This window comes from Actinomyces sp. ICM58 (assembly GCF_000283035.1).
Lineage (GTDB): Bacteria > Actinomycetota > Actinomycetes > Actinomycetales > Actinomycetaceae > Pauljensenia.
This window is the reverse complement of the sequence record NZ_ALIY01000079.1, coordinates 1-14,581: the sequence shown is the minus strand read 5'-3', so window position 1 is coordinate 14,581 and position 14,581 is coordinate 1. Positions and strand designations below refer to the sequence as shown.

At 64.9% G+C, this 14,581-nt stretch carries 9 protein-coding genes and 1 pseudogene; 7 read left to right on the top strand and 3 right to left on the bottom strand.

What is annotated here, in order from left to right; all coding sequences use genetic code 11:
* The 3 genes and pseudogenes from HMPREF1138_RS11015 to topA form a co-directional block, all read right to left on the bottom strand.
* Window positions 1–170: pseudogene (locus HMPREF1138_RS11015) on the bottom strand (DNA polymerase III subunit delta'); the annotation flags it as partial.
* Window positions 167–1,036 carry a dTMP kinase gene (tmk, locus tag HMPREF1138_RS03940; protein WP_009056810.1) on the bottom strand — a complete coding sequence of 290 codons (870 nt, stop codon included), beginning with the start codon at window positions 1,034–1,036 and terminating at the stop codon, window positions 167–169. The gene tmk and the pseudogene HMPREF1138_RS11015, both read right to left, overlap by 4 nt.
* Complete coding sequence (gene topA, locus HMPREF1138_RS03935) at window positions 1,036–3,780, bottom strand: type I DNA topoisomerase (RefSeq protein WP_009056800.1); 2,745 nt, start codon at window positions 3,778–3,780, stop codon at window positions 1,036–1,038. The genes tmk and topA overlap by 1 nt, the downstream gene beginning before the upstream one ends.
* A gap of 311 nt (window positions 3,781–4,091) precedes the next feature.
* Between topA and HMPREF1138_RS03930 the strand changes: the two genes are divergently transcribed.
* The 7 genes from HMPREF1138_RS03930 to HMPREF1138_RS03900 all read left to right on the top strand — a co-directional run.
* Complete coding sequence (locus HMPREF1138_RS03930) at window positions 4,092–5,681, top strand: hypothetical protein (protein ID WP_009056803.1); 1,590 nt, start codon at window positions 4,092–4,094, stop codon at window positions 5,679–5,681.
* Window positions 5,678–7,177 (top strand): hypothetical protein, encoded by a 1,500-nt coding sequence (locus HMPREF1138_RS03925; protein ID WP_009056811.1) that lies wholly within the window; start codon window positions 5,678–5,680, stop codon window positions 7,175–7,177. Before HMPREF1138_RS03930 ends, HMPREF1138_RS03925 begins: the two co-directional genes overlap by 4 nt.
* 174 nt (window positions 7,178–7,351) lie before the next feature.
* Entirely contained in the window at window positions 7,352–8,950 is a 1,599-nt protein-coding gene (locus HMPREF1138_RS03920) for a hypothetical protein (RefSeq protein ID WP_009056804.1), read from the top strand.
* Window positions 8,947–10,494 carry a hypothetical protein gene (locus HMPREF1138_RS03915; RefSeq protein WP_009056806.1) on the top strand — a complete coding sequence of 516 codons (1,548 nt, stop codon included), beginning with the start codon at window positions 8,947–8,949 and terminating at the stop codon, window positions 10,492–10,494. The genes HMPREF1138_RS03920 and HMPREF1138_RS03915 overlap by 4 nt, the downstream gene beginning before the upstream one ends.
* 162 nt (window positions 10,495–10,656) lie before the next feature.
* Window positions 10,657–12,237, top strand: a complete 1,581-nt coding sequence (locus HMPREF1138_RS03910) for a hypothetical protein (RefSeq protein WP_009056802.1) — start codon at window positions 10,657–10,659, stop codon at window positions 12,235–12,237.
* On the top strand, window positions 12,234–13,772 hold the full coding sequence (locus HMPREF1138_RS03905; protein WP_009056809.1) for a hypothetical protein: 1,539 nt from the start codon (window positions 12,234–12,236) through the stop codon (window positions 13,770–13,772). Before HMPREF1138_RS03910 ends, HMPREF1138_RS03905 begins: the two co-directional genes overlap by 4 nt.
* Window positions 13,773–13,948: 176 nt before the next feature.
* Window positions 13,949–14,581, top strand: a 633-nt coding sequence (locus HMPREF1138_RS03900) for a DUF1266 domain-containing protein (protein ID WP_039936788.1), incomplete at its 3' end; no start/stop codon positions are given.

The window sequence follows — 14,581 nt, the reverse complement described above, 5'->3', positions numbered from 1 at the left end:
CGGCCCGACCCGGGCGGGCCGGTGATGAGCCAGGCGTGGCTCATGGAGCGGGCCTCGTCGGAGGCGCGCCCACCGCGGGAGGCGACGATCGCGCGGGCGGACGCCGCGGCATCGCTGAGCTTAGCGACCGCCGCTTCCTGTCCGACCAGCGAGGACCAGACGCTCATCATTCATCCCACAGCGCGCCCTGGGATTCACCCAGGGCTCCCACCATGGTCGCGGGCTTGCGCGAGGAGCGCTGCTCGCCGGACCCCGTGCGTGGCGCCGAGGCCTCGGTGGACGCCTCGGGGGCCGCCTCGGGCACGGACGACTCCGCAGACGATGCCGACTTCTCGGGGGCCTCGGAGGACGAGGCCGGGGTGTCCTGAGCCGGCGCACCCGAGGGCGCGTCCACGGCCTCGTCGATGGTGGCGACTCCGCCCTCGAAGCGTTCGACGAGGACGCCGCGGATCTCGGAGAAGACCTCGTCGACAGTGCCTACCGCGTCGATGACGACGATGCGCTCGGGCTCGGCGTCGGCGAGTCGCAGGTACTGGTGGCGCACACGCTCGTGGAAGTCCATGGACTCGCGTTCCATGCGGTCCGGGGCGTCGGTGCGGCGGCGCGCGCCGACCTCGGGAGGCAGGTCCAGGAGGAAGGTCAGGGACGGGTAGAGGCCCTGGGTCGCCCAGGCGCTCAGGGACGCGATCTCGTCGACGCCAAGGGAGCGGGCCGCGCCCTGGTAGGCCAGCGAGGAGTCAATGTAGCGGTCCCCCAGGACGACGGCGCCGCGTTCGAGGGCGGGGCCGATGACCGTGGCGACGTGGTAGGCGCGGTCGGCCGCGTACAGGAGGGCCTCCGTGCGCGCGTCGACGTCCTCGGGGCCGTTTTGCACGAGGCGGCGGATTTCCGTGCCGAGCTCGGTGCCGCCCGGCTCGCGGGTGACGATGACCTCGCGGCCACGGCTCTCGAACCACTCGCGCACCGACTGGATCTGCGTGGACTTCCCCGAGCCGTCGCCACCTTCGAAGGTGATGAACACTCCTCGCGCCGCCATCAGCTGTCCTTCTTCGTCGCGGCCTTCTTGGTGGCCGTCTTCTTCGCGGTGGTCTTCTTTGCCGTCGCCTTCTTGGTGGTCGTCTTCTTCGCGGCCGTCTTGCGCGTGCGCTTGGGGGCGGGGCCCTTGGCGCGCTTATCCGCCAACAGCTCGTAGGCGCGCTCGGCCGTCAGGTCCTCGACCGTCTCCGCGCGCGGGACGGTCACGTTGGTCTCGCCGTCCGTCACGTAGGGGCCGAAGCGGCCGTCCTTGACGGTGACCTTCTTGCCCGAGATCGGGTCCTCGCCGAACTCGCGCAGCGGCGGGCGGGCGGCGCCGCGGCCGCGGGTCTTGGGCTGGGCGTAGATGGCCAGGGCCTCATCCAGGGTGATGGTGAGCAGCTGGTCCTCGGAGGCCAGCGTGCGCGAGTCCGTCCCCTTCTTCAGGTAGGGGCCGTAGCGACCGTTCTGCGCGGTGATGACCTCGCCCGAGGCCGGGTCCGTGCCCACCTCGCGCGGCAGGGACAGCAGACTCAGGGCGTCCTCGAGGGTGACGGTCGCGATGTCCATGGTCTTGAACAGGGAGGCGGTGCGCGGCTTGGCGGCGCTCTTCTTCGCCTTCTTCGCGCCGGCCTGGTCCCCTTCGGCCGACTCGGGGAGGATCTCGGTGACGTAGGGGCCGTAGCGGCCGTCCTTGACAATGATCGTGTGGCCGGTTGCGGGGTCGACGCCGAGCTCGCGGCCGTCGTCGGCGGCGCGGGCGAAAAGCTGGTCGATGAGTTCGTCCGTCAGCTCGTCGGGGGCAACCTCCGGCGGCACGTTCGCGCGCGTCCCGTCGGCCTTTTCCATGTAGGGTCCGTAGCGGCCCACGCGCAGCGTCACGCCGCGGCCCAGGTCGATCGAGTTGACGGCGCGCGCGTCGATATCGTCGCCCAGGGAGGCGACGTCGTGGCGCAGGCCGCCATTCTCGCCCGTGCCGTCGGGGCCGAAGAAGAAGCCAGTCAGGAAGTCCGTGCCGTTCTCCTGGCCCGCGGCGATACGGTCCAGGTCACCCTCCATCGAGGCCGTGAAGTCGTAGTCGACCAGGTTCGCGAGGTTCTCCTCAAGGAGGCGCGTGACGGAGAACGCGAGCCACGTGGGCACCAGGTACTGGCCGCGATGCGTGACGTACCCACGGTCCCCGATCGTCTGGATGGTGGCCGCGTAGGTGGAGGGTCGGCCGATGCCGAGCTCCTCCATGGTCTTGACCAGCGTGGCCTCCGTGTAGCGGCCCGGGGGCTGGGTTTCGTGGCCATCGGGGGTGGCCTCGGTCAGCGTCGCGGGATCCCCCTCGGCGACGTCGGGCAGGGTCTTCTCCGCGTCGTTCTTTTCCGCGTCGTAGCGCCCCTGGTCGCGCCCCTCCTGGTAGGCCAGGCGGAAGCCCGGGGAGGTGATGACTGTGCCCGAGGCCGAGGAGATCACGTCGTGACGCGCGCCGTCGACCTCAATGCCGGTGAGCACGCGGATCGTCGCCGTGTAGCCAAGAGCGTCGGCCATCTGCGAGGCGACCGTGCGCTTCCAGATCAGGTCGTACAGGGCGAGCTGCTGCTTGGACAGGGAGCCCGCGACTTCGCCGGGCGTGCGGAAGTGGTCGCCGGCGGGGCGGATCGCCTCGTGCGCCTCCTGCGCGCCCTTCGAGGTGGTGCCGTACAGGCGCGGGGAGTCGGCCACGGCCTCGGCACCATAAAGCTGGGTGGCCTGCTCGCGGGCGGCGTGGATTGCCTGGCTGGACAGGGCCGTGGAGTCGGTACGCATGTAGGTGATGTAACCGGACTCGTAGAGGGACTGGGCGGTGCGCATCGTCGAGGAGGCGTTCCAGTGCAGTTTGCGCGACGCCTCTTGCTGGAGGGTGGACGTCGTGAAGGGGGCGGCCGGGCGGCGGCGGTAGGGCTTGCGGGTCACCGAGTCGATGACCGAGGCCGGGGCGTCTTCCAGCGCGCGGGCGTAGGAGCGGGCGGTGGCCTCGTCCAGGTGGAGGACGCCGGCCTTGGTGGCCTTCGCGCTCAGCTCGCCCTTCTCGGAAAAGTCGGAGCCGGTCGCGATGGCGTGGCCGTCCACGGAGGCCACGCGCGCGCCGAAGGCCTGGCCTGCCGACGTGAAGGCCGTGTCGATCGACCAGTATTGGGCGCTCACGTGCGCCATGCGGTCGCGTTCTTTGGCGACGACGAGGCGCGTGGCCACCGACTGCACGCGGCCGGCGGACAGGGAGGGTCGGATTTTGCGCCATAGGAGGGGCGAGACCTCGTAGCCGTAGAGGCGGTCGAGGATGCGGCGGGTCTCCTGCGCGTCGACGAGGTCGGTGTCCAGGTCGCGCGTGTTCTCCAGGGCGCGCTGGATCGCTTCCTTCGTGATTTCGTGGAAGACCATGCGGCGAACGGGCACCTTCGGCTTGAGCACCTGGAGGAGGTGCCACGCGATGGCCTCACCCTCGCGGTCCTCATCGGTTGCGAGGAAGAGTTCGTCGGATTCCTTGAGGAGTTTCTTGAGTTCGGTGACCTTTTTCTTCTTGTCCGGGTTCACCACGTAGTAGGGCGTGAAGCCCTCGTCGACGTTGACGGCGAAGCGGCCGAATGGCCCCTTTTTCATGTCTTTGGGCAGCTCGGAGGGTTGCGGGAGGTCGCGGATGTGGCCGATGGAGGCGGTCACGTGGTAGTCGGGACCCAGGTATCCCTCGATGGTGGCTGCTTTCGCAGGAGACTCCACGATCACGAGCTTCGTCGCTGACATTGCCTGTCCCTTCCCGTCAGTTCCCCAGTATTTGTAGCACCTCGTCGGCGAGCGCACGCGTCGAGGCATCTGGGATGGACCTTACCGCGTCCCGCCCACATCTGGGTACCGGGGGCGCTTCCGCGCGTCTCACGCCCTTCGGGTTTGACATTGACGAGGCCGTGGCGGATTCTCGCGCGCGTGCGCGACCGGGTGGAGCGGCGGTGGGCGCACGTTGCGATACCTATACATAGGGCGTGCCCCGGCCTCGTCTGGCCTGCGACGCCAGCAAAATTACCCGGTTACTAGCGGATGCGGTTACGATCGGGTCCATGAGATTCCCAGACGAAGACGCCTACGTCGAGGCCGGGGCCATCACCCGCCTCTGGTACCGGATCATCTGCCCCTTCACCTTCGGCACGCGCCTGTGGATGGTGACAACGTCGATCCTGTGCGCGCTCGCCGTCATCCAGTCGGCGAACGGCTCGTGGGGCTACCACGGCCGCGCCCAAGACACCGGATTCCTCTCCGGGAACTTCGTCAACGGCGTGCGCTTGGCGTGGCAGATCGACGCGGCGGACGCGGGCCTGGACCGCATCGACAACTTCCGCGTCGGTGACGAATACATCTATCTGGTCGGGTATAAGGGGGCTCAGCGCAGCGTCGTCGCCTTCGACGCCTCCTATTCCACCCCGCGCGAGCTGTGGCGCACCAACGTCGACGACGAGGAAGGGGTGAACTGGTGGGGCGATGACCTGCTCGTGGGCAACACCCTGGTGTCGACCGCTGACGGGTCGACGCGCTCGAACTGGCCGGCCCCGGGCGTTCGCCTAGGGGACTCCCCCTACCATCACCCCACAGGAAGCGGACCGAGCACGGGGCCGATCGGATCGATTCGCCTGTACTGCCCCACCCCCTCGTCCGCTCCCTGCCAGGCCTGGGACAAGACGGGGACCCACGTGTGGGACTTCGACGCCTCCACCGGCTCCTTTCCCGACTCCGTCATCCCGCTGGAGGGCTGGGTGCCCCTACGCGCGTGGGAGCCATCGTCGACCGGCCCGGCCATGGGATATACGCTCGACGAGCTCACGGGCTTCCTCAATCTGGACACTGGAGAGCGCGTCGGCCTGGATGCCATCGAGGAGGCGTGCGGGCCCGCTACGCTGGAGGATTCGGAGGGCATACCCTATTGCCGCATCACCAAGAAATTTAAACATCAGCACCTCATCCTGCGTGCCTCCGACGGGTGGATCGTCGGCGACGGCATTGGATACATCGCGACCGTCGCCCCCGACGGCTCGAACCCGCAGGTGATGCACCTGGATGCACAAGCCTCGGAGCGCCTCCTGTTCCTGCGAACATACCCCGATCTGGGTTCCGAGCAGACCCCTACGACAGAACAGTTCATGCACTTTGCGGCCACGGGCGAGGCATCGTGGGACTCCTCGATCACCCTGGCGCCGGGAGACTACGACACCCCGCTCGTCATCAACGAGAAGACCACCGTCAGCATCGGACAGTCGTATTACGGAACTGACACCGACAACCCCAGCGTGTGGCTAGGTGACCCCGCGCTCAGCGAGGATGCATCGGCTCTGTTCCTCCCCCACATCAACGTGGCCCCCACCTCCTTCATCCCCAAGGGAGAATGGCGTCCGCTTCTCGTCGACGTGAATGCGGCCGCCAATGCCACGAGCACCGCAGCCGATTCAGACAAGTACGCCATCAGTTCCTACGCCGTCCCCGGGTGGGAGAACCTCCACATGACGTCGGCGACAACAATGTTTGACGACCTGATCGTCGGCTTCTCGTCGCCCGCGCAGGCCCCCTGGTACAAGCGCCTCGCCGCCCTGTCTGCCGCCCCCGGCGAGCGCATCGTCGGCCTGACCCCCGCACCCGGACCGATGAGGAGCGCCCGATGACTCTCTCCAACACGCTGACCTCCCGGCGCAAGTCCCTCCCGACTATCGTCCGCCGCCTCGCCATCACGCTCAGTGTTGCCCTCGTCGGCGCGCTGGCCGTCGGTTCCTCCTGGCTCATGCACAGGCCGGTCGGGTACTCCGGCGACGCGCACACATCCTCCCTGCTCTCCCCGGACTTCGCCTCGGGCTTCGACGTCGCCTGGGAGCTGACGGGCGAGGACCTCGGCGTGGGCGGATCACTGTGGGCCTATAAGGAGGTCGACGGGCGTCTCGTCGCCTTCTTCGGAGGGCAGGACCAGCCTTCCACGCTCGTGGGTCTCGACCTGAGCGGCGAGAACCCCTCGGTCCTGTGGCGCCGCGAGGTGCCGGACGTCGATTCGCCGATGTTCGCGTGGGAGGACTCCGTCGTGGTCGCGGGACAGACGATCCGCGTCGCCGACGGCGAGGTCACGGCCACCTGGGACACACCGATCCCCACGCACATTAGCTCGGACTTCGACGATTTTAATAAGAAGGCCTTCATCAACGTGGGGGGCGACGAGGTCAATCCCGCAAACGGGGACTTCTCACGCGTGACGTCGCCGGTCATTGTTATCTGCTACCCGCGAGACAAACCTGATGCCGTTCAGGATTTCGACTACCTGTGCCTGGGATGGAACAAGGACGGAACCGAAGCATGGAGATATAAGGTGAACCTCTCCCCGCACGACCTTCAGGGTCCCGGCCTCCCGTTGCCCGTGACGGCGGTCGACGGCTACGTTCCCGTCTCCCGGAATTTCGGCTACGCGGATCGCCAGGTCGGCGCCTTCCTCCACCTGGCCGACGGCGTCCTCGTCGAGAGCGCGACCTACAATGCCAAAACTCTCCGTCCCGTCGCGGACGGGTGGGTGCTGGAGGGAGCGGTGCCGGACGACCCCCAGCAGCGCGCCCTCGTCACGCTGGCCCCTGACGGAACCGAGGTCTCGCGCACTCGCCTCGCCGATCCACTCATGCAGCTGTCAGACCTCTACTTTGTGAAGTGCTGGGACGAAGACGGGCGTGTCGCGCGACCGACGAGCGAGCAAGTGGCATCCACTCTCGCCACGGGGGAGGTCACCTGGGCACCCCTATGCATGCAGAAGAATCGATACTCCTCCAACGGTTTCTCCGTTATGAATGGCCGCAGACTGATAATGACAAATACCGCGGGCGGATCCGAGCCCGGCATGTACCCGGACACCGTGATCCCCGCGGCGGACGGCTCCCTCATGCTCTCCCAACCCCCGAAGGATGAGGACTCGACGAACAAGAACCCGTCGATGAACCTGTATGCCGCCCCCTCGGGCATCCAGCTGGCATCGCTGGAAGATGTTGGCGTGCGCTACGCGCAGCCTTTCTACGACGACCTGTTGATAGCGAAACCCAACCACCCCGACAGCTCCTGGCGCCGATACCTCGGCACCTACCCCCACCCGGACACGGTGCTCATGGGGATCACGCCGAAGCGGGCGGGCTGACCCCCAGGACGTGCGCTGACCGACACCGACCCACGAGGCCGGCACTGAGTCACAGGACGCGCACCGATCCACGAGGCCGAGGCCGGGACCCACGCAACCCGGCCCCGGCCTCGTCTGGCCTGCGACGCCACCAAAATTACCCAGTTACTAGCGGATGCAGTTACGATCGGGTCCATGAGATTCCCAGACGAAGACGACTACAGGTGGGCGGGGGCGCTCAAGCGCCTCTGGTACCGGATCATCTGCCCCTTCACCTTCGGGGCACGCCTGTGGATGGTGACAACGTCGATCCTGTGCGCGCTCGCCGTCATGCATTCAGCGAACGGCTCGTGGGGCTACCACGGCCGCGCCCAAGACACTGGCTTTCTTTCTGGCGACTACGTCAACGGTGTGCGCCTGGCCTGGGAAATCGATGCAAACGCTGCTGATTTGGACATGATCAACACGTACATCGCACGCGACGGCTACCTCTTCCTGGTGGGCTACAAGGGAAGCCAGCGGGTCGCAATCGGCTACGACGCCTCCTATTCCACCCCCCGCCAGCTGTGGCGCGTCAACGTCGACGACGAACGCGGCGTGTACTGGTGGGACGGGGACCTCCTCGTCGGCAATACACTGATCTCTCCAGCAGATGGGAAGGTCACAACTGGCTGGCCGTCGTCGGGTGATTCCCTGGCTGGGAACGCATATGCACGCCCCACCTCTACGGGATGGTCAAGCGCCCCGATCGGCCCGATCCGCCTCTACTGCCCCGATCTCTCCACCGGACAGTGTGAGGCCTGGGATAAGACCGCAACACACGTGTGGGACTTCGATGCTTCCTCGGATGCGTTCCCTGACATCGTTGCCCCGGTGAACGGCTGGGTGCCGCTGATGACAGCGCGCAAGTGGCCGGACAAGACTCTTCCACCCGTTACGTATGACCTGGCCGGATTCTTGAACCTGGAGACGGGCGAACGCACGGGGATCGACGCCATTGAGGAGTCGTGCGGCCCGGCGAAAAAGGAGGATTACGACGGTACGACAACGTGTCGCTTGGTCCATCCAGACACATTTCAGCTACCCATCATTCGCGGCAGGGATGGCTGGATCGTCAGCGACGGACTCCGATCAAGCTCCTCCAGCCCGAATGACTCCAACGTTGCCACCGTCGCCCCTGACGGATCGAATCCGAGGGTGGGCACCCTGTCGCTCGAGGCAATGGAACGCATCGCTTTCCTGACCGTCCACGTAACGGACGATTCCGAACTGCCCACCGCTGAGGACCTTCTCCACTACGGTGCCACCGGCGAGCACACGTGGGAGGCCTCGAGCGCGGTGGTCTACACGTCGCCTGGCTCGGTCATGGCCTCGGTCATCATCAACGACAACCAGGAGATCGTCACTAATCGTCAAGTTTTCGATGACGATGTGAACGCTTCCACGTGGGCGCGCGGCATTGTCTATAGCCGTGACGCATCGGTGGCATTGATCCCCAACGCCAAGGGCAGGGGAGAGGATTACTACACGCCTCTCCTCGTTGACTCGGCGGCGGCCGCGGCAGACTGGAGCAGGCCTGATAAGGGCGAGTATTGGCTAAAAAACTCCGCAGTCCCCGGATGGCGCACCCTGCAGGTTTCATCCGGCACAGTTCTCTTCGATGATCTTGTCGTCGCCCGCATATCCCCTGAGACATCACCGTGGTACAAGCGCTTGCTTGGCCTGACTCCTTCCTCCGGCGACCGTATCGTCGGCCTGACCCCAGCCCCCGGACCGATGAGGAGCGTTCGATGACCGCCCCGGATAGTGCGCGCAGCCCTCTCACCTCTATTCTTGCCTTTATCCGTGCAAGAAAACTGCTTGTCGCCACGCTCGCCTCGATCCTCGCGCTCGGCCTGTCGTGGCTGGTCCATCTCCCGACCGGCTACTCCGGACACGCACATCCCTCACAGGCCCTCTCTTCTGATTTTTCATCTGGGTTTTCCGTCGCCTGGGAGATGACGAGCAAGGACTTGGGGGTCACGGCACCGGTCGTCGCCAGCACGAGGGTAGGCGAGGTCCTCGTCGTGCTCGCCACTGCGGAAGGCAGATCATCGAACGAAGAACAGGCCTTCTCAGGGACGCTCATCGGCATCGATCCCAGTGGATCTACTCCCACCGTTCTGTGGCGCCACGAGTTTACCTCTGATATTCGCACGCTCTTCACCTGGGACGACTCGATTATCGCGGGCAGCGAGACAATTCGAGCATCCGACGGGGTTGTGACCACCACCTGGGATTCTCCCTTGCCTGCCGCTGCCAGTGACCTCCGCAACCTAGATTCCCCACGCGTCCTCTCGGCAACACTCCCATCGTGGAGCGACGTTGCAAGCTTCATTCCTATCACCTGGCCCGTCGTAGTCATCTGCACGCCTATCGACGATGCACAGGAAGCCGATCGCAACGAGGAAGCCTCGTGCACTGGGTGGCACAAGGACGGCACCCAAGCCTGGAACTACGCGGTCACAAGGAACGCTGATAGGCACAGGGTTCAGCCAACCAGTATCACGACAGCCAACAGCCATCTCATCATCGGGCAGTACGACGACAATTATCCGTACCTCGATTCATTCCTCAGCCTTATCGACGGATCCGTCACGGATCTCGGCGTGGCCTTCTCTGGTCGCCTCTCCATCGACACCATCTACGCGACAAGCGAGATCTACGCGACAAGCGACGGCTGGCTCGTCAATGGGATGGATTATGCGCAGCTTGAAGAAGGTGACATCGCTGTCCTAAACCCTGACGGCAGCCTTCGCGAGACGATGGCTCTGACCACCAACTCACTATCGTGGAGGACACTCATCACCACCACGTGCACGGATACCGATGGGCATGCAGTTCTTCCCACAGCCGAGCAGGCCCTCACGGCCCTGCGCACCGGGCACGGCTGGACGCCCATGTGCTACGAAGTTGACGGTGGCAGACCCGACAGCAGCATCTACGCCATCAACGGCAGGAACTTCTTAGCCGCCGACGAGGATGGAACACCCACCTACACGGAGTACGAACAAGGAGCATTCTTATCGGCTGACGGCTCACTGATCCTCGGCATCCAGTCGATCGAGAGCGACAAGAAGAACTCCACCGAGGAAGAAGCTCCAGCCTTGTACTACTCCCAGTCAGGCGTCACGATCGCCTCGCTCTCGCAGGTAGGAGCAAGGTCCGCACGACCCTTCTACGATGACCTGCTCGTCGCGACGCCCGTCCCTCAGCGCAATATCTTCCTGCGTTACCTCGGCGGATACCCCCACCCGGACACGGTGCTCATGGGCATCACGCCAAAGCGGGCGGGCTGACCCCTAGGACGCGAGCCGATCCACGAGGCCGGCACTGAGTCGCAGGACGCGCACCGATCCACGAGGCCGGGGCTGGGACACGCAACCCGGCCCCGGCCTCGTCTGGCCTGCGACGCCAGCAAAATTACCCGGTTACTACCGGATGCGGTTACGATCGGGTCCATGAGATTCCCAGACGAAGACGCCTACGACGAGGCCGGGGCCATCACCCGCCTCTGGTACAAGATCATCTGTCCCTTCACCTTCGGGGCACGCCTGTGGATGGTGACAACGTCGATCCTGTGCGCCCTCGCGGTCATCCAGTCGGCGAACGGCTCGTGGGGCTACCACGGCCGCGCCGAGGACACCGGTTTTCTCTCCGGGAACTTCGTCAACGGCGTGCGCTTGGCGTGGCAGATCGACGCGGCGGACGCGGGCCTGGACCGCATCGACGACTACATCGCGCGCGACGGCCACCTCTTCATCGTCGGCTACAAGGGAACCCAACGCATCGCCATCGGCTACGACACCTCATATGCCACCCCGCGCGAGCTGTGGCGCACCGACATCAACGACGACGAGACAGACGTGCACTGGTGGGACGGCGACCTCCTCGTCGGAAACACGCTGGTGTCCGCAGCGGACGGTCACACAACTACCGGATGGCCTACCTCGGGAGTTCGCTACGGAGTTTCCCCCTACGAACACCCTTCGCACACCGGCTGGTCAAGCGCCCCGATCGGTCCAATCCGCCTCTACTGCCCCGATCTCTCCACCGGACAGTGCGAGGCCTGGGATAAGACCGCAACACACGTGTGGGACTTCGACGCATCCAGCGGCTCCTTCCCCGACACCGTGACTCCCGTGGACGGCTGGATCCCCATCGTCCACGCTGATCATCGTTCGGGGTATCAGCTGACCGGATTCAGCAGCACGTTTCTGCGCGGATTTCTGAACCTCTCGACCGGTGAACGCACCGGGATCGATGCGATCGAGGAGGCATGTGGTCCAGCAACGACCGAACTCGATGACGGAACCACGTCGTGCCGTATTACATTCCCCTACATTGGCGCACCAACCATCATCCGCGCCCAGGACGGTTGGGTGATCAGCAGCGGGTACATGCACGCAGCCACGGTCGCGCCCGACGGATCGAATGCGCAGGTCGTCACTCTTACGCAGGAGGCCGTCGCGCGCATCAACTACCTGAGCACCTATCCGCAGACGGAAAACTCACTGCCGACGACCGAACAGATCGTGCACTACGCAGCCACAGGAGACCACTCGTGGGACACAACAATCACGCTCACCGAAGACTCGGCGATCATCGTGAACGACAACGTCACGGTGGCTACGCATCAACAATACCTTGACATTTTATCCTACGACGCGTCGTGGTGGTGGGCCCCGCCCGCGATCAGTCAAGATACTTCTGTCCTACTCATGCCTCATCTCAAGGGCGCTTCGTCCAGCGGCTATGACCTTGACTCGTGGCCCCCCTCGCTCATCAACGTAGCGGACGCGGCGCAGGCGTCGACACAGCCCGACACATCATCCACCTACAGGCTGAGTAACGATGCGGTACATGGCTGGAACAACCTCAGGGTTCGCTCGGCAACTCCACTCTACGACGACCTCATCGTCGCCCGCATATCCCCTGAGACATCACCGTGGTACAAGCGCTTGCTTGGCCTGACTCCTTCCTCCGGCGACCACATCGTCGGCCTGACCCCAGCCCCCGGACCGACGAGGAGCACCCGATGACTCTCTCCAACACGCTGACCCCCTGGCGCAAGTCCCTCCCGAGTATCCTCCGCCGCCTCGCCATCGCACTGGCCGTCGCCCTCGTCGGCGCGCTGGCCGTCGGTTCCTCCTGGCTCATGCACAGGCCGGTCGGGTACTCCGGCGACGCGCACGCATCCTCCCTGATCTCCCCGGACTTCGCCTCAGGCTTCCAAGTTGCGTGGGAGATGACGGCCGCGGAGCTGGGGACTGACGCTCCCGTCCGTGAGATCGTGAATGTCGACGGAACAGCCGTCATCTTCGCCTCCTCGCTTGCATCCTCTGATAATCCACGTTCCGGGACACTCATCGGCATCGATGCGAGCGGACGTACTCCCACGGTCCTGTGGCGTCATGACATCCACAACGGCAACATGAATCTTCTGATCTGGGAGGACTCTATCGTCGCCGGTGACGAAACAATACGCGCCGCTGATGGCGCAGTCACCGCTACCTGGGCGACACCCTTACCCACGACCATGAGGTTTGGGTACTACGCGGACGGGGCAATTCCTGCGACACTCGTGGGTAACATTCAACCCATCAAAGAAAGGTCACGCTTTGTGCAAGTGACGTGGCCTGTCGCGCTCGTCTGTGCACCAACCGACACGAGGCGCTCATTTGCTGTCCCAACGACGCAATTCACTTGCACGGCGTGGCGCAAAGACGGCAGCCAGGCGTGGAGCTATGTCACGGGCACAGAAGGAGACATACAACGCGGCCCCATCACTACCCCCGCCGTTAATGGTTACATCCTCGCCGGCCGCCGCAATCAAGCACGCGATCGGTACGAGGCCGACGGATTCTTAAACCTCGCTGACGGCACCTACACGCGCGGTGACGCACCGGACGGCATAGACGTCACCGAAATGCTCCCCGCGAGCGACGGATGGATCACGGTCCTCTCGTCCAACCCTAATTCGCGAGATATGGAGTATGTCGTCTACAACCCCGACGGGACCGAACGCGAGCGCACTGCGCGCTCGGTCGGTTCCCGAGACTGGTTGAGGATCCTGCACATGACGTGCTGGGATACGACAGGGCACATCATCACCCCCACAGCCGAGCAGGCCCTCGAAACTCTCCACTCAGAGGAGGTTTCCTGGGCTCCGCTATGTACACAACCACCGACCTATTCTGATTCTGAAGCATTCATCGGTTTCATCAACGGCAGGCCCCTGATGACGACGAACGAGGACGGCTCACCAGAGACGTATAGCTATCCCAATGATTCGATCCTCGCATCGGACGGTTCACTTATCCTGTATCCAGCCTCGACTTGGACAGCCGACGAGCCGAGGCAGGCAGTCTCCCTATCGCAGCCCCTTTACTCCGCCCCCGAAGGTGTACTTCTGTCGAACCTCACCGAGGTCGGTGCCTACGGAGCCACCCCGCTTTACGATGACCTGTTGATAGCGAAACCCAAGCATCCCAACAGCTCCTGGCACCGATACCTCGGCACCTACCCCCACTCGGACACGGTGCTCATGGGGATCACGCCGAAGCGGGCGGGCTGACCCCCAGGACGCGCGCTGACCGACACCGACCCACGAGGCCAGCACTGAGTCGCAGGACGCGCACCGATCCACGAGGCCGAGGCCGGGACCCACGCAACCCGGCCACGGCCTCGTCCCACGTCCCCATCGCGCCCATCGTTTGTGTGACCTACCAGCCATCAGGCAGAATCGTGTCCGTGTTCGCGAATCTTGTCTCCCAGATACCTGTCCCCGTTGCGCTGGCGATAGTCCTGCTGGTGCTCTGCACGCCCTACCTCCTCATCCGTGAAGCCCTCGACCGCTCCAAGGGCGCCACCCCCGCGCCGCGCGACGTGCGCAAGGCCGGAAAAGGCGAGGAATGGGACAAGCTCAACAAGCACCACACCCCGAAACTCACCGGCTCGCTCAAGAAGCTGGCGGCTGACCCGAAGGCGCGCCTACTCGCCCCGGCGATCCCCTACGCGCTATGCCAGGGAAACACGGTGGACACGCTCGCACTGGGTGACAAGCGGGCGATCGAACAAATGCTCGCCCGCGACTGGGGCATCACCAGCCGCGACGGCCTCCTCCGCCAGCTCTACACGCTCATGAAATACGGGCACCGCGAGGACTACGAGCGCCTGCGCTCCCAATGCACCAACCCCTCGTGGGTCTCCTCGACGCTCGCACGCCTGAACAAAACCGCGGACAACGACACCTACGCGTGGGAAAAACGCTGGCGCATCAACCGCATCGTCGCCAACGATCGCGGCATTCAATCCGTGGACTTTGGGGCGTGGGACTTCCTGCGCGTCGCGATGCTGACGCGCGCGGGGGCGGGCCTCGGCTGG